Source organism: Pseudomonas sp. B611, from assembly GCF_055407965.1.
Genome location: NZ_JBUZST010000008.1, coordinates 40,360 through 56,123, shown reverse-complemented (window position 1 = coordinate 56,123; position 15,764 = coordinate 40,360). Strand labels below are relative to the sequence as shown.

Annotated in this window: 14 protein-coding genes; 6 read left to right on the top strand and 8 right to left on the bottom strand. The window is 63.9% G+C overall.

Features of this window, described 5'->3' with window-relative positions; all coding sequences use genetic code 11:
* Nucleotides 1-222: 222 nt before the first annotated feature.
* From exaC to pedF, 6 genes are all read right to left on the bottom strand, one after another.
* The gene (gene exaC, locus ACZRMO_RS18425) at nucleotides 223-1,743 is read right to left on the bottom strand and encodes an acetaldehyde dehydrogenase ExaC (RefSeq protein ID WP_463973768.1); all 1,521 of its coding nucleotides are present in this window, start codon (nucleotides 1,741-1,743) and stop codon (nucleotides 223-225) included.
* A 121-nt stretch (nucleotides 1,744-1,864) separates the two neighbouring features.
* A complete protein-coding gene (locus ACZRMO_RS18420; protein WP_463973767.1) occupies nucleotides 1,865-3,640 on the bottom strand; it encodes a PQQ-dependent methanol/ethanol family dehydrogenase in 1,776 nt (591 codons plus the stop codon).
* Between the two features lie 107 nt (nucleotides 3,641-3,747).
* Complete coding sequence (locus tag ACZRMO_RS18415) at nucleotides 3,748-4,677, bottom strand: quinoprotein relay system zinc metallohydrolase 1 (protein ID WP_463973766.1); 930 nt, start codon at nucleotides 4,675-4,677, stop codon at nucleotides 3,748-3,750.
* A 16-nt stretch (nucleotides 4,678-4,693) separates the two neighbouring features.
* On the bottom strand, nucleotides 4,694-5,443 hold the full coding sequence (locus tag ACZRMO_RS18410) for a quinoprotein dehydrogenase-associated SoxYZ-like carrier (RefSeq protein WP_463973765.1): 750 nt from the start codon (nucleotides 5,441-5,443) through the stop codon (nucleotides 4,694-4,696).
* A complete protein-coding gene (locus tag ACZRMO_RS18405) occupies nucleotides 5,440-6,315 on the bottom strand; it encodes a substrate-binding periplasmic protein (protein WP_463973764.1) in 876 nt (291 codons plus the stop codon). The genes ACZRMO_RS18410 and ACZRMO_RS18405 overlap by 4 nt, the downstream gene beginning before the upstream one ends.
* Nucleotides 6,316-6,318: 3 nt before the next feature.
* On the bottom strand, nucleotides 6,319-6,780 hold the full coding sequence (gene pedF, locus ACZRMO_RS18400; RefSeq protein WP_017735450.1) for a cytochrome c-550 PedF: 462 nt from the start codon (nucleotides 6,778-6,780) through the stop codon (nucleotides 6,319-6,321).
* Between the two features lie 255 nt (nucleotides 6,781-7,035).
* On the opposite strand from pedF, the gene exaA reads away from it, so the two are divergent.
* Nucleotides 7,036-8,934, top strand: a complete 1,899-nt coding sequence (gene exaA / locus ACZRMO_RS18395) for a quinoprotein ethanol dehydrogenase (RefSeq protein ID WP_463973763.1) — start codon at nucleotides 7,036-7,038, stop codon at nucleotides 8,932-8,934.
* Between the two features lie 158 nt (nucleotides 8,935-9,092).
* Entirely contained in the window at nucleotides 9,093-9,734 is a 642-nt protein-coding gene (locus ACZRMO_RS18390; RefSeq protein WP_463973762.1) for a pentapeptide repeat-containing protein, read from the top strand.
* A gap of 142 nt (nucleotides 9,735-9,876) precedes the next feature.
* Here ACZRMO_RS18390 and ACZRMO_RS18385 read toward each other — a convergent pair whose 3' ends face one another.
* A complete protein-coding gene (locus ACZRMO_RS18385; RefSeq protein ID WP_207042754.1) occupies nucleotides 9,877-10,503 on the bottom strand; it encodes a response regulator in 627 nt (208 codons plus the stop codon).
* Nucleotides 10,500-11,762 (bottom strand): sensor histidine kinase, encoded by a 1,263-nt coding sequence (locus ACZRMO_RS18380; protein ID WP_463973761.1) that lies wholly within the window; start codon nucleotides 11,760-11,762, stop codon nucleotides 10,500-10,502. The genes ACZRMO_RS18385 and ACZRMO_RS18380 overlap by 4 nt, the downstream gene beginning before the upstream one ends.
* Nucleotides 11,763-12,037: 275 nt before the next feature.
* Here ACZRMO_RS18380 and ACZRMO_RS18375 point away from each other — a divergent pair, with 275 nt between their 5' ends.
* The 4 genes from ACZRMO_RS18375 to ACZRMO_RS18360 are packed head-to-tail and all read left to right on the top strand — an operon-like array spanning nucleotide 12,038 to nucleotide 15,718.
* Complete coding sequence (locus ACZRMO_RS18375; RefSeq protein ID WP_463973760.1) at nucleotides 12,038-13,210, top strand: ABC transporter substrate-binding protein; 1,173 nt, start codon at nucleotides 12,038-12,040, stop codon at nucleotides 13,208-13,210.
* A 32-nt stretch (nucleotides 13,211-13,242) separates the two neighbouring features.
* The gene (locus tag ACZRMO_RS18370) at nucleotides 13,243-14,202 is read left to right on the top strand and encodes a YVTN family beta-propeller repeat protein (protein WP_463973759.1); all 960 of its coding nucleotides are present in this window, start codon (nucleotides 13,243-13,245) and stop codon (nucleotides 14,200-14,202) included.
* The gene (locus ACZRMO_RS18365; RefSeq protein ID WP_463973758.1) at nucleotides 14,199-14,930 is read left to right on the top strand and encodes an ABC transporter ATP-binding protein; all 732 of its coding nucleotides are present in this window, start codon (nucleotides 14,199-14,201) and stop codon (nucleotides 14,928-14,930) included. The genes ACZRMO_RS18370 and ACZRMO_RS18365 overlap by 4 nt, the downstream gene beginning before the upstream one ends.
* Nucleotides 14,927-15,718: an ABC transporter permease gene (locus ACZRMO_RS18360; protein WP_463973757.1), complete on the top strand. Its 792-nt coding sequence runs from the start codon at nucleotides 14,927-14,929 to the stop codon at nucleotides 15,716-15,718. Before ACZRMO_RS18365 ends, ACZRMO_RS18360 begins: the two co-directional genes overlap by 4 nt.
* Nucleotides 15,719-15,764: the final 46 nt, after the last annotated feature.

Below are 15,764 nucleotides of genomic sequence, written 5' to 3'. Positions count from 1 at the left end.
GGTAACCCGGCAGGACGCCGGGTTAGCCGCCCCGCGCCATGGATGGCGCGTGGCGGCGGCCCACGGATTCAAGCCGGAGTGAGGGAACACCGAGCCTAGGCGAGGTGCCGAGTGTTGGGGCAAGAGCCCTTTGGTTACTTTGGGGCTTTTCCAAAGTGACCCGCTGTAAGAGCGGAACCATAGGTGGCCGTTACCTAAATAACGGATATGTACACAAAGCGACTAAAAGAACCCCAACGGATTAACGTCATAACTCACCAACAAATTCTTCGTCTGCTGATAATGATCCAACATCATCTTATGGTTCTCACGCCCCACCCCCGACTTCTTATACCCCCCAAACGCCGCATGCGCCGGATACAGGTGATAGCAGTTAGTCCAAACACGCCCCGCCTTGATCGCCCGCCCCATCCGATACGCCCGGTTGATATCACGGGTCCACAACCCAGCACCCAGGCCAAACTCGCTGTCGTTGGCAATCGCCAGCGCTTCAGCCTCGTCCTTGAACGTGGTCACCCCTACCACCGGCCCGAAGATCTCCTCCTGGAACACACGCATCTTGTTGTGCCCCTTGAGCAACGTCGGCTGGATGTAATAACCGCTGGACAAATCACCCTCCAAACGCTCAGCCGCGCCGCCAGTGAGCAACACCGCACCTTCTTCCTGGGCGATTTTCAGGTACGAGAGAATCTTGTCGAACTGCTGCTCCGACGCCTGCGCCCCAACCATGGTTTCCGTGTCCAGCGGGTTGCCGCGCTTGATCTTGACGATCTTCTTCATCACCTCAGCCATGAACGCGTCGTAGATCGACTCCTGCACCAGAGCCCGCGATGGGCAGGTGCACACTTCGCCCTGGTTGAAGAACGCCAGCACCAAACCTTCAGCAGCCTTTTCGATAAACGCAGGCTCGGCCTGCATGATGTCTTCGAAGAAGATGTTCGGCGACTTGCCGCCCAGTTCCACAGTGGACGGAATGATGTTCTCAGCCGCCGCATGCATGATGTGCGCGCCCACCGGGGTAGAACCGGTAAAGGCGATCTTGGCGATGCGCTTGCTGGTGGCCAAGGCCTCCCCCGCTTCGCGACCAAAACCTTGCACGATGTTCAGCACGCCGGGTGGCAGCAAATCATTGATCAGCTCGGCAAACACCATGATAGACAGCGGCGTCTGCTCGGCCGGCTTGAGCACGATGCAGTTACCGGCGGCCAGCGCAGGGGCGAGTTTCCACGCGGCCATCAGCAGCGGGAAGTTCCACGGGATGATCTGCCCGACCACGCCCAGCGGCTCATGGAAGTGATAGGCAGCAGTCAGTTCGTTGATCTCGGCCGCGCCGCCTTCCTGGGCGCGGATGCAGCCGGCGAAGTAGCGGAAATGGTCAGCGGCCAGGGGCACGTCGGCGTTGAGGGTTTCACGCACGGCCTTGCCGTTGTCCCAGGTTTCGGCGACGGCCAGCACTTCCAGGTTTTGTTCGATGCGGTCGGCGATTTTCAGCAGCACCAGGGAGCGGTCCTGGGCGCTGGTCTTGCCCCAGGCATCGGCGGCGGCGTGGGCGGCGTCGAGGGCTTTTTCAATGTCGGCGGCGCTGGAGCGCGGGAACTCGGCGATGGCTTCGCCGGTGACCGGCGAGGTGTTGGTGAAGTAGTTGCCATCGATCGGTGCGACAAATTCACCGCCGATGTAATTGCCGTAGCGCGCCTTGAAGCTGACGATGGCGCCAGGGGTGCCGGGTTGTGCGTAGATCATGGTGAGGCCTCTGTCGGGGTCCGGGCCTGTCGGTCAACAGGCGATGAGCCGATAGTAAAGAGCCCCCGCCGCCGGGCGTATGCGCCGTTGGCAGGGGGGCTATGGTCATTTGGTCGTAGAACTAGTGCTTGGCCACCAGTTCCTTGGGCAACTTGAAGGTCCAGAGCATGCCGCCCTGGTTGAAGTCCTTGACGCGCTTGGCCACTTCACCGCCCCACAGCGGCACCGCGCCGCCCCAGCCGGAGACCACCGAGACGTACTGCTCGCCGTCCATGTCCCAGGTCACAGGCGAGCCGAGCACGCCGGAACCGGTCTGGAATTCCCAGACTTTCTCGCCGGTCTTGGCGTTGAACGCCTGCAGGAAGCCTTCCGGCGTACCGGTAAACACCAGGTTGCCCTTGGTGGTCAGCACCCCGCCCCACAGCGGCGCGAAGTTCTTGTGGCGCCACACTTCCTTGCCGGTCTTCGGGTCGATGGCGCGCAGCACGCCGATGTAGTCCTCGTTCAACGGCTTGATGGTGAAGCCCGCACCGAGGAACGCTGCGCCTTTCTTGTAGGCGATGCCTTCGTTCCAGATGTCCATGCCCCACTCGTTGGACGGCACGTAGAACAGCCCGGTGTCGCGGTTGTAGGCCATCGGCATCCAGTTTTTCGCGCCGAGGAACGCCGGTGCGACAAACACCGAAGTGCCTTTGGTTTCACTGCCCGGCGCGCCAGGACGGCTGGCGTCGTTGTAGATCGGCCGGCCATTTTTATCCAGGCCGGTGGCCCAGGTGATCTTGTCCACGAACGGGAAGCCGCGGATGAACTTGCCGTTGGTGCGGTCCAGCACGTAGAAGAAACCGTTGCGGTCGGCGGTGGCGGCAGCTTTGATTTCCTTGCCGCCTTCGCTGTAGTTGAACGAGATCAGTTCGTTCACGCCGTCATAGTCCCAGCCATCGTGGGGCGTGCTCTGGAAGTGCCACTTGATGGTGCCGTCGTCCGGGTTCAGCGCCAGGCGCGACGACGAATAAAGGTTGTCGCCCGGACGCAGGTGGGAGTTCCACGGCGCCGGGTTGCCGGTGCCGAACAGCAGCAGGTTGGTTTCCGGGTCGTAGTAACCGCCCAGCCACGGCGCGGCGCCGCCGGTCTTCCACAGGTCGCCGGGCCAGGTCTTGCCCGCCTCGCCGCCGGAGATACCGTTCTCCACCGCCTTGCCGTCCTTGTACACGTAGCCCATATGACCTTCGACGGTCGGGCGGCTCCACAGCAAGTCGCCGTTTTTCGGGTCGTAGGCTTCGATCTTGCCGACCACGCCGAACTCGCCACCGGCCACGCCGGTGATCAGCTTGCCGTTGATGACCAGGGGCGCGGCGCTGATGGAGTAGCCTTCCTTGTGATCGGCGACTTTCTTGCTCCATACCACTTTGCCGGTGTCTTTGTTCAGGGCCACCAGCTTGGCGTCGAGGGTGCCGAAGAACACCAGGTCGCCGTACAGCGCCACGCCACGGTTGATCACGTCACAGCAGGGGCGGATGTCGTCGGGCAGGCGTGCGTCGTACTGCCAGAGTTTCTTGCCGGTGCGCGCATCCACCGCAAACACCCGCGAGTAGGAACCGGTGAGGTACATCACCCCGTCCTTGACCATCGGCTGGGCCTGCTGGCCGCGCTGTTTCTCGCCACCAAAGGAAAACGCCCAGACCGGGCGCAGTTCCTTCACGTTGTCGACGTTCAGCGTGTCCAGCGGGCTGTAGCGCTGGCCCTGCACGCCGAGGCCGTTGGTGACGATCTGGTCGGGGGTTTTCGGGTCCTGGAGAATGTCCTGGTCGGTGACAGCGGCCAGGGCCTGGCCGGATAACAGGATGGCACCGAGCAACACACTCAAGGCGAAGGGTTGGCGACGTGCGGGTTGGGTCATGACGGCTACCTCTGCGGTTTTTTGTTATACCCGGGAAATTTTCCCGGTCTGGTGCAGATTCTTGGACGCAGGGGCCCTTGTCACAATTGACCGCAGTATCGAGTTTGCTAGTTCCTTAGTAGCGGGTGCATCTGCGCGCGCTCGTAGCGCGGGTACAGGTGGCTGACGCTGCGGATCAGCTCATAGCGGCTCAGGCTGATCGCGGCAAAGCGCTCGGGGATGGGGCTGCGGATCATCTCGGTCATGTCGCTGCCGTTGGCGGCGCCGTCGCGCAGCAGTTGATCGAGCCACGTCAGGTAGTCGCGCATCTGTTCGAAGGGCTGCGCATCCGTGGCAATCGGGCCGTGACCGGGCACCACCAGGGTCCAGGGCAGACCTTGCAGGGTGGTGATGTCGGCCAGCCAGGCGGCGAGGCCGGGGCTATTGGGGGTGGTCAGGGCGCGCTGGTAAAACACCAGGTCGCCGGCGAACAACACGCCGGTGCTCTGGTCAAGAATCGCCAGGTCGGCGCCGGTGTGGCCGGTCAGCGCCAGTAGGCGCAAATCGTGGTTGCCGAAGCTGCGCACGCCGGGTTGCAGCACCTCGGTGGGCAACACCACTTCGGTGCCGCGCATCCAGTCGCCGACCATGCGGTAGAGGTTTTCCGCCATGCTGTCGCCCTGTTCGTGCAGCAGCTTTGTGGTGTCGGCCAGGGCGCCGATGGGCACATCCTTGAATGCTTGATTACCCAACGCATGGTCGGGGTGATGATGGGTGAGCAACACCTGGATCACCGGCTTCGCGGTGACGCTGGCGATGGCCTGACGCAGCGCTTCGCCGTAACGCCTGGACGGCCCGGTGTCGATCACCACCACGCCTGCATCGGTGACGATAAACGCCACATTGACGATATTGCCGCCGTTGGCCTTGGCGAAATTGTCGGTACTGCCTTCCAGCAGCCAGGTGCCTTCGGCGATCTGCCGGGGTTTGAGGGCGTAGTCCATGTCGGCCAGGGCGGGCAGGCCCAGGCCCAGGCAGAACAACAGTATCCAGCGCATGCCGCGCTCCTTCTGGTCAGGGGATGGCCGCGTCGAATTCGTTGCCGCTGTTGTCGCGTAATACCAGGCGCGTCTGCCCGGCGCCTTCGATGTCAAAGGCCAGGTTGGGGTTTTCGCTGACCGCCGGGAACAGCTCCAGCTCGGCCATGACCTGGCCCTGGTCGCCGAGCAATTGCGCGTGGTTGAGGTAGAACTCGGGGATGCCGCTGACCATGCCGTTGTCCATCGGGTGCGCCACCTGCACACGCACGCGGCTGTACTCGCCACGGGGATAACGCCCGCCGAGCACCTCGCCGATATGCTCTTCCCACCCCGGCTGGGTGCGCACCACGCTTGGCGCGGTGCAGCCACCCCCGGCGGCGTCGATCAAGGTCGAGCCGACATGCCACACGCCGTCATCGGTGAGCACGGCGGCGCGCAACGGCGTGGCCTGCTCGATGCGAATGCGCAACGACAACCACGGCAACACCCCGGCCTTGGGCTGGAAGTCGACGATCTTCGGCAACGGGTTCAACTCGGCCCAGGCGAAGATGCGCACCACCCTGCCCTTGAACGCCCGCGCATCAATCTCCAACGGCACCTGGCGCGCATCCTCGGCGAACGGCGGCGCCAGCAGCTTGACCCGCTCATCGAAGACAAACGGCGCGTTGTCGAGGAATTGCTTGTGATAGAACGCCCACATCACCGACGGCACCGGGTCCACCTCGGTGGCCTGCGCCGCCCACGGCAACAGGCACGCCAGCAAGCAGATCAGGCGTCGGTTCATTGGTACATCTCGGGCACTTCGTAGCGCAGGCCGTAATGGCTGTAGATGGCTTGCAGGCTGCCGTCGCGGATCAGGCCTTCCAGCGCCTCTTCCACCGCATACGCCAGTTGCCGGTTGCTTTCATGCACCGCCATGCCGATCTCCCAACGTTGTCGGCCCATGTTCGGGTAAGCGTTTTCCGCCAGGGCCAGCTGCGGGTCGCGGGCCTGGTGTACCTGCCAGTCAATCTCGCCACGCATCGCCATCACCGCGTCGACGTCCCCGGCTTTCATCGCCGCAAAAGCCAGGGGCACGTTGGCATAGTGGCGGGTCTTGCCTGCCAGCATGCCGTTGAACACCGAGGTCAGATAGAACGAGGGCACGCTGTCCACTTCCACGCCAATGGGGTGTTGCTGGAACACCGCCACGCTGGCCACGCTGTCCAGGCGACGGCGGTCATAGGCCACCTGCCATTGTTCGTTCTGGTACGGCCCGAACATCACCACATGGCCGTTTTCCAGCTCGCCCTGATCGTTGCGCTTTTGCGTGTACTCATGGTCGTAGGGCGCGCGCATCATCAGGTCGGCCAGTTGCTGGTTATGCAACTGGCTGCCGCGCCAGATGTAGTCGCGCAGGTCGTCGTCGAGTTTCTCGCCGGCCGGCGCCCAGATCAGGCGCAGCTGCACGCCCAAGGCCTTGGCCAGGGCCTGGGCGAGTTCCACGTCGACGCCGCGCGGGGTGCCGCCGTCGTCGAAGCTGTAGGGCGCAAAATCCTTGTACACCGCCACTTTCAACTCGCCGGCGGCGATCATCTGGTCATAGCTGCGCACCTGCGCCTGTGCCGCCTGGCAGCACAGCAAGGCCAGGCTCAACACCAGGCTGATCAGGCGCATGGCTTACTCCTCGACGCGCACGGAATCCAGGTAAGTACGCACGGCCCACAGGGCTTCCTGGCTCAGGTAGTCGGCCATTTTCGGCATGTACACGCGGCCGTCGCGCACGGCGCCGTGGCGCACCCGTTCGACAAACCACTCATCCCCGGCGTCGCCTTCATCAAGCATGCGCAGGTCCGGCGCGATACCCCCGGACTTGGCTTCCAGCCCGTGGCACGCGGCACAGTTCTGGTTGTAGGCGGAGGAACCGATTTCGACAGCCTTGTCGTGCTCAGGGGACTTGCGATACGGGTTATTGGCCGCCCAACCATCGCCGTCGAGCGGCACGCCCGCGTCCTTGATCGGCGTCAGGCCTTTGGTTTCCACCGCTTGCGGCACCACGTTGCCATGGGCCCATACTGCGCCCACGTTGATTACACCCACCAGCAGGCCGGCCACGAGCAAGGCGTTGCGTTTTGTTGTCATTATTTTTGTCCTCTCAGATTGCACGCAAACCCCATTGCAGAGGCTATGGCAACCATCTTAGGAACCCGCCGCCGTGCACCGTATGCTGCTTTGGTGGCCGCGCTCTAATCCCTTGGTAGTAGGGCTTGTGGGGCACACCCAAATCAGCGGCGGTTCGGGAAGTCTTCCCGGCAACAGCGGGAATTTTTCCGTATCCAGCCACCGCCCCGGCGCACCACCCTGTGCAGGCCAAAACCTCCACTGGGAACTGCAACCATGACAATAAGATCGCTACCCGCCCGTTCACCTTTGAGCCTTGCCGTGCAAGCCTTTTTGCTGGTGGGCAGCCTGTCCTTCAGTGCGGCAAGCTTTGCCGCCGCCGAACCTGCTGTCGCCAAGCAAACCCGCAACGTCACCTGGGAAGACATTGCCAACGACCACCTGACCACCAAGGACGTGCTGCAATACGGCATGGGCACCAACGCCCAGCGCTGGAGCCAGCTGGCCCAGGTCAATGACAAGAACGTGTTCAAGCTCACGCCCGCCTGGTCGTATTCCTTTGGCGACGAGAAACAACGCGGCCAGGAATCCCAGGCCATCGTCAGCGACGGCGTGGTCTACGTCACCGGCTCGTATTCCCGCGTGTTCGCCCTCGACGCGAAGACCGGCAAACGCCTGTGGACCTACAACCACCGCCTGCCCGACAACATTCGCCCGTGCTGTGACGTGGTCAACCGTGGCGCGGCGATCTTCGGCGACAAGATCTACTTCGGCACCCTCGATGCGCGCCTGATCGCCCTCGACAAAAACACCGGCAAAGTGGTGTGGAACAAGAAATTCGGCGACCACGCCGCCGGCTACACCATGACCGGCGCACCGGTGCTGATCAAAGACAAGGTCACCGGCAAAGTGCTGCTGATCCACGGCAGCTCCGGCGATGAATTCGGCGTGGTCGGCCAGCTGTATGCCCGCGACCCGGACACCGGCGAAGAAGTGTGGATGCGCCCGTTCGTGGAAGGCCACATGGGCCGCCTCAACGGCAAGGACAGCACCCCCACCGGCGACGTCAAGGCGCCGTCGTGGCCGGATGATCCGACCACCGAAACCGGCAAGGTCGAGGCCTGGAGCCACGGCGGCGGCGCCCCGTGGCAGAGCGCAAGCTTCGATGCCGAGACCAACACCATCATCGTCGGCGCCGGCAACCCTGGCCCGTGGAACACCTGGGCGCGCACCTCCAAGGACGGCAACCCCCACGACTTCGACAGCCTCTACACCTCGGGCCAGGTCGGCGTCGACCCAAGCACCGGCGAAGTGAAGTGGTTCTACCAGCACACGCCGAACGATGCCTGGGACTTCTCCGGCAACAACGAACTGGTGCTGTTCGACTACAAGGACAAGGACGGCAAGGTCACCAAGGCCACCGGCCACGCCGACCGCAACGGTTTCTTCTATGTGGTGGACCGCAACAACGGCAAGCTGCAAAACGCCTTCCCGTTCGTCGACAACATCACCTGGGCCAGCCATATCGACCTGAAGACCGGGCGCCCCGTGGAAAACGAAGGCCAGCGTCCGGCCAAGCCGCTGCCGGGTGAAACCAAGGGCAAGCCGGTGGAAGTGTCGCCGCCGTTCCTCGGTGGCAAGAACTGGAACCCCATGGCCTACAGTCAGGACACGGGCCTGTTCTACATCCCCGGCAACCAGTGGAAAGAGGAATACTGGACCGAAGAGGTCAACTACAAGAAAGGCTCGGCCTACCTGGGCATGGGCTTCCGCATCAAGCGCATGTACGACGACCACGTCGGCACCCTGCGCGCGATGAACCCGACCACCGGCAAGGTGGTGTGGGAGCACAAGGAACACCTGCCACTGTGGGCCGGCGTGCTGGCGACCAAGGGCAACCTGGTGTTCACCGGCACCGGCGATGGTTTCTTCAAGGCCTTCGACGCGAAAACCGGCAAGGAGCTGTGGAAGTTCCAGACCGGCAGCGGCATCGTCTCCCCGCCGATCACCTGGGAACAGGATGGCGAGCAGTACATCGGCGTCACCGTCGGTTATGGCGGCGCGGTACCGCTGTGGGGTGGCGACATGGCTGAGTTGACCAAGCCGGTGGCACAGGGTGGGTCATTCTGGGTGTTCAAGATCCCGAGCTGGGATCAGAAGACTGCCCAAAAATAACCTTTAGTTAATGCGGGGCCCGCTGTTGTGGCGAGGGAGCTTGCTCCCGCTGGGCTGCGAAGCGGCCCCGCTTTTCCTCCAGCAACACTGTGCAGCCAGGTTTTGCGACTGCTGCGCAGTCGAGCGGGAGCAAGCTCCCTCGCCACAGAGGTTTTGTGATGAAATTTCTACCGCTAATCGTCCTGCTGTCCCTGCCCCTCGCCCACGCCGATGACGACGCCCCCTTGATCATCAACGGCTGCACCCTCGCCGAACACAGCCAATGCCCCGGCGCCAACCTCAAGGGCGCCAACCTGCGCAACCAGAACCTCAGCGGCATGAACCTGGCCGGCGCCGACCTGCGCGACGCGGACCTGCGCCACGCCAACCTCGACCTGGCCAACCTGGAAAAAGCCCAACTGCAAGGCGCCAACCTCACCCGCGCCAGCCTGCAACAAGCCAACCTGCGCCTGGCCGACTTTACCGGCGCCACCCTGATGGCCGTGCAAGGCTGGGGAATGTTTGCCCAGGGCGCGCAATTTGAAAACGCCAACCTCAGCGGCGCCTACCTGCAATTTGCGCGGCTGTCGGGCGCGAAGCTGCACAAGGCCAACCTGCGTGCGGCGGACCTGGAAATGACCTGGTTGAGCAAGGCCGACCTGCAAGGTGCAGACCTCAGCGATGCGAATCTGCAAGAAGCCAAGTTTGGGGAAAGTAATCTGGAGAAGGCCACCTTGAGCGGTAGCCGCCAGCACTACGCGAATTTCCAGGATGCCAATATGGAAGGCTGCAAGGACTGCCCAACGACCTGGGACCGCTAGAGCACCATTTTGATCTGTAAACCCGGTCCACTGTGGGAGCTGGCTTGCCTGCGATGCAGGCAACTCGGCCTGTCAGTTAGACCGCAGTGATGCCATCGCAGGCAAGCCAGCTCCCACAGGGTTCGGTGTACATCAGGCAAAATTAGCCGGCGACTCTCACCACCCCCAAATCAATCCCCACATGCACCAATTCGGCATGGGAACTCACCTGCAACTTGCTCTTGAGCAACGTCAGGTGGTTGGACACGGTCTTGCTGCTGATACTCAACTGCTCGGCAATCTGCCGTGCCGGGGTGCCTTTGGCGAGCATCAGGAAAATCTCCAGCTCGCGCGGGGTCATGCTGTGCAGGCGCGGGTCGGCAGCCTGACAGGCAAGCTGGGTGGCCAGGGGCTGTTCGATGTAGGCGTGGCCGTCGAGGATACGCCGCACCGCTTCGATCAACACTTGGGGCGCCGAGCTTTTGGTCAGGTAGCCCGCCGCGCCGGCGTCCAGCGCCTGGCGTACCAAGGGCAGTTCATCGTGCATGCTGAAAAACAGCACACGCAGTTGCGGCAAGCGCTGACGCAGGCGCCGGGTGGTTTCCAGGCCGCTGATGCCGGGCAGGCCAAAGTCCATGATCACCAGGTTCGGCACCGCTTCGTGCACCCGTGCCAGGGCCTCTTCGCCACTGGCCGCCTCGCGCACTTCAATCGCCGGTAGCAACGCGCGCAGCAGGCTGGCGTAGCCCTGGCGCACCACGGCGTGGTCATCCACCAACAGAATATTCATAGCGCCTCCGCAGGCATGTCCAGCGCCAACGCCCAGCCTTTGCCGGGGTGGCTGACGATCTTCAATTCACCGCCCAGGCAGCGGGCGCGTTCGTACATCGAGTGCAGGCCGACGCCGGGGCGCTGGGGGTGTTGCGCACCCTGGCCGTTGTCGCGCACCCACAGACGCAGGCGTGCGCCGCGATGTTGCAGGCGTACGTGCACCTGGCTGGCGTCGGCGTGGCGCACGATGTTGGTCAAGGCTTCCTGGAGCAAGCGATAAAGGTGGGTCTTGTGGCCCGGGGATAATGGCGGCAGCGCCTGGCTGACGTGCAGTTGGCAGTCGATGCCATGGCTGGCGCGCCATTGCGTCACCAGCATGGCAAACGCCTCGGCCATCGGCAGGTGTTGCAGGGCCACTGGGTAAAGATCGTGGACCAGCTCGCGAAAGCCCTGCTGCAAGTGTTCGCAGTGTTCTTCCAGCAGGTGCACGGTGCGCGCCAGCGTTTCCGGCTGATGGGCGATCAGCGGCAACAGGCACACCTGGGCACGAATCCCCGCCAGGTACTGGCCGAGGTCATCGTGCAGGGTCTGGGCCAGGCGCGTGCGCTCTTGTTCCTGCACCGCCAGCAGGGTTTGGGTGAGACGGGTGTTGTCGGTGCGCGCCTGTTCGAGGGCGTCGGTCATGCGGTTGAAGTGCTGCGCCAGTTGTTGCGCTTCGGGCACCCCGGCAGTGCGCAGGCGCACGTTGAGGCGGCCGCTGCACACGTGTTGCAGGGCCAGCAGCAGCTCATCCAGCACGCCCATGCCACGGCGCACGGCCCAGCGGATGGTCAGCAGGCTGAGGGCCAATGCCAGCGCACACAGGCCCAGCAGTTGCTGCAAGGAATCCCAGACTTCGTCGATTTCATCACGCGGGTCGACGGCGATGGCCACGCGCCGGCCATCGGCCAGATCCAGCACCTGGGCACTGTGGCGCGCCTGGGCGAACAGCAGGCGCCCGAGCCAGGCGTCCAGCCCATCTTGCTCCGGCGCTGGCAGGGTTTCGTCAGGCCCCAGCCAATGCACACGCACATGGCGCAGGCTGGCGGTGAGCCGTGGTTGCAGGCTGGCGGGGTCGCGCGCGGCGGTTTCGCTCAGGTAATGCACCACGGCTTCGGCCGATTGCAGTTCGCGCTCCACATCCGCCAAGGCCTGGTGCATCAGCAGCGCAGTGCAGGCACAGGTGACCAGGGCGAAGAAGCCGCACACCCACAGGTTGATCCGCCAGAGCGCCGACATGCCTAGCGCGCCAGCGCCGTCGGCGCCAACGTGGCCGAACGTGGGGCATGGGGGCGATCGACCCCGATCAGGCTGACGATCAGCAGGAACGGCAGGAGCAACGCCTTGAAAATTCGCATGATCGTTCAACCCCCGCACCGGACACTGGAGCCCCATGCTAAGACCCCGCCGCGCGCGGCGAGCTACTACCTTGGTACTGCCCCAGCGCTACTTTCTGCATATTTGCAGGGGTAGCGGGGCTTTATATGCTGGCGCCACCTGTCATGGAGTGCCCTATGCGCCAGCTCGCCCCTTTCGCCGTGATCTGCCTGCTGGCGCTCACCTGGGCCACCGCCGGCCAGGCCGCCGAGGCGCCGTTGCAGGTGCAGATCGGCTACCTGGGCTATCGACCGGACCCGGGGCCGCTGCTGTCCAACGTGATTCCCGAACCGACCGACGCCGGCTTGCGCGGCGCCGAACTGGCAATCATCGACAGCAACAGCACCGGCGCCTTTCTCAACCAGCGTTACAGCCTGACCGACGCCACAGTGGACAACCCCGAGGCGCTGCTCGCCGCCGCGCAACAACAGCACGACCAGGGCCTGCGTCTGTTCGTGGTCAACGCCCCCGCCGCCAGCCTGCGCCAACTCAGCGCCGCCCTGCCCGACAGCCTGCTGTTCAACGCCGGCAGCCCCGACGACAGCCTGCGCAGCAGCGCCTGCCTGGGCAACGTGCTGCACACCCTGCCCAGCCGCGCCATGCTCGCCGACGCGCTGGCGCAGTTCCTGGTGGTGCGCAAATGGCAGAAGGCGCTGCTGATCGTCGGCCCCACCGAGGACGATCAAGCCTACGCCGCCGCCCTGCGCCGCGCCGCCAAGCGCTTCGGCGTGCAACTGGTGGCCGAGAAAGAGTGGCGCTTCGACAACGACCAACGCCGCAGCGCCCAGGCCGACATGCCCCTCTTCACCCAAACCGCCGAATACGACGTAGTGCTGGTGGCCGACGAACGCGGCGACTTTGGCGAATACGTGCCCTACCAGACCTGGTACCCGCGCCCCGTCGCCGGCACCCAGGGCCTGACGCCCACCGGCTGGCACAAGACCGTGGAAACCTACGGCGCCGCCCAACTGCAAAAACGCTTCGAAGCCCTCGCCGGGCGCTGGATGAACGACCGCGACTTCGCCGCCTGGATGGCCGTGCGCAGCGTAGCCAGTGCGGTGAGCAAGCTGCGCCAGGTCGACCCGATGAGCATCCGCCAGCTGCAAATCAGCGAGCAACTGCCGCTGGATGGTTTCAAGGGCCGCAAGCTCAGCTACCGCCCGTGGAATGGCGAACTGCGCCAGCCGATCCCCATCGTGCAACCGCGCGCGCTGGTGAGCACTTCGCCCCAGGACGGTTTCCTGCACCCCTTCAACGAGATGGACAGCCTGGGCTACGACAAACCCGAGGTGACCTGCCGCTTTCCCTGACATTTCACAACAACAAGAATAAGGATTACGCCATGCGCCGCACCCTGCTCTCCTGCGCCCTGCTGCTTGCCGCCGGGCACGCCGTGGCCGCCACGGCCTGGGTCTCCAACGAGAAAGACAACAGCCTGAGCCTGATCGACCTGCAGACCCTGCAAGTCACCGACACCCTCAAGGTGGGACAGCGCCCGCGCGGCCTGCTGCTGTCCCACGACAACAAGCTGTTGTACATCTGCGCCAGCGACTCGGACCGCGTGCAGGTGATGGACGTGGCCACGCGCAAGATCATCAAGGAACTGCCCTCCGGCAAAGACCCCGAGCAGTTTGCCCTGCACCCCAATAACCGCTGGCTGTACGTCTCCAACGAAGACGATGCGCTGGTCACGGTGATCGACACCGAAACCTCCAAGGTGCTCGCCCAGGTCAACGTCGGCGTGGAGCCGGAAGGCATGGCCGTGAGCCCGGACGGCAAGTGGGCGGTGAACACCAGCGAAACCACGAACATGCTGCACTGGATCGACACCAGCACCCAGACCCTGGCCGACAGCACCCTGGTGGACCAGCGCCCGCGCTTCGTCGAGTTCAACCACGACGGCTCGCAGCTGTGGGCCTCGGCGGAAATCGGCGGCACCGTGACCATCCTCGATGTCGCCAGCCGCGCGATCCTCAAGACCCTGACCTTCAAGATCAAGGGCGTGCACCCGGACAAGGTGCAACCGGTGGGCATCAAGCTGAGTGCCGACGGCAAGTACGGCTTTGTCGCCCTCGGCCCGGCCAACCATGTGGCGGTGATCGACGCCAAGACCTACGAGATCCTCGACTACCTGCTGGTGGGCCGCCGCGTGTGGCAGCTGGCGTTCACCCCGGATGAGAAACAGTTGCTGGCCACCAATGGCGTGAGCGGCGACGTGTCGGTGATCGACGTGGACAGCCGCAAGGTGCTCAAGTCGGTCAAGGTCGGGCGTTACCCGTGGGGCGTGGTGGTCACGCCATGAACGCGCTGGACGCCCGCGCCATCAGTTTTGCCTATGGCGAGAGGCAGGCCCTGCGTGACGTGAGTTTCAGCCTGGCGCCCGGGCGGTTTGCCGCGCTGCTGGGGCCTAACGGCGCGGGCAAATCGACGCTGATTGCGTTGCTCACGCGTTTGTATGACTTACAGGGCGGTGACATCCACGTCGGCGGCCATTCCTTGCGCGAGGCACCCCGCGCAGCACTGCGCCAGCTCGGCGTGGTGTTCCAGCAAAGCACCCTGGACCTGGACCTCAGCGTCGAACAGAACCTGCGTTACCACGCCGCGCTGCATGGGCTGTCACGCCGTGAAACCGGGCTGCGGGTCGAGGCCGAACTGGAGCGCCAGACGCTGGGCGAGCGGCGCCGGGAAAAGGTCCGCGAACTCAATGGCGGCCACCGCCGCCGCGTGGAAATTGCCCGCGCCCTGCTGCATCAACCGCGCCTGCTGTTGCTCGATGAAGCCAGCGTCGGCCTTGATCCCGCCAGCCGCCTGGCGCTGAACCAACACGTGCGCATGCTGTGTCGGGAACAGCGCATCAGCGTGTTGTGGACCACCCACTTGCTCGATGAAGTGCAGGCTGACGATGCCTTGATGATTTTGCATCGAGGCCGCCTGGTGGCCAGCGGGCAACTCGACACACTGCTCCACGAACGAGGCGGCGACCTAGGCGGTTTGTTCGCACAGCTGACGCGCACAGAGGTGGCGGCATGAACGCCTATTGGCAATGTTTCAGCGGCATCGTCCTGCGTGAGTGGCTGCGCTTTGTGTTGCAGCGCACGCGGTTTCTCAGTGCCCTGGTGCGGCCGTTGCTGTGGCTGCTGGTGTTCGCTGCCGGTTTTCGCGCGGCGCTGGGCATCTCGGTGATCGAACCCTACGACACCTACATCCCCTACGAGGTCTACATCATCCCGGGGCTGGCCTGCATGATCCTGCTGTTCAACGGCATGCAGGGCTCGCTGTCGATGGTCTACGACCGCGAGATGGGCAGCATGCGCGTGCTGCTCACCAGCCCGCTGCCGCGCACGTTCCTGCTGTGCAGCAAGTTGTTGGCCACCGCGTTGATTTCGCTGTTGCAGGTGTACGGGTTCCTGGCGATTGCCTGGGTGTATGGCGTGCAACCGCCGGCCATGGGATTGCTGGTCGCGTTGCCGGCGCTGTTGCTGGTGGCGTTGATGCTCAGCGCGCTGGGCTTGCTGCTGTCGAATGCGATCCGCCAACTGGAGAACTTTGCCGGGGTGATGAATTTCGTGATTTTCCCGCTGTTCTTCCTCTCGTCAGCGCTCTACCCGCTGTGGAAGATGCGCGATTCGAGTGAGTGGCTGTACTGGCTGTGCGCAATCAACCCCTTCACCCACGCAGTGGAGCTGGTGCGCTTTGCCCTGTACGAACGCTTCGCCGGCCTGGCCCTGCTGGTGTGCCTGGGGCTGACCGGGGTGTTCACGCTGTTGGCGGTGCTGACCTTCAATCCACAGCACGCGGCCCTGCGCAAAAAAGGCTGATCTACTACTTTGGTACTGGTTTTCCTGTCTATCGTCGCATTCCCAA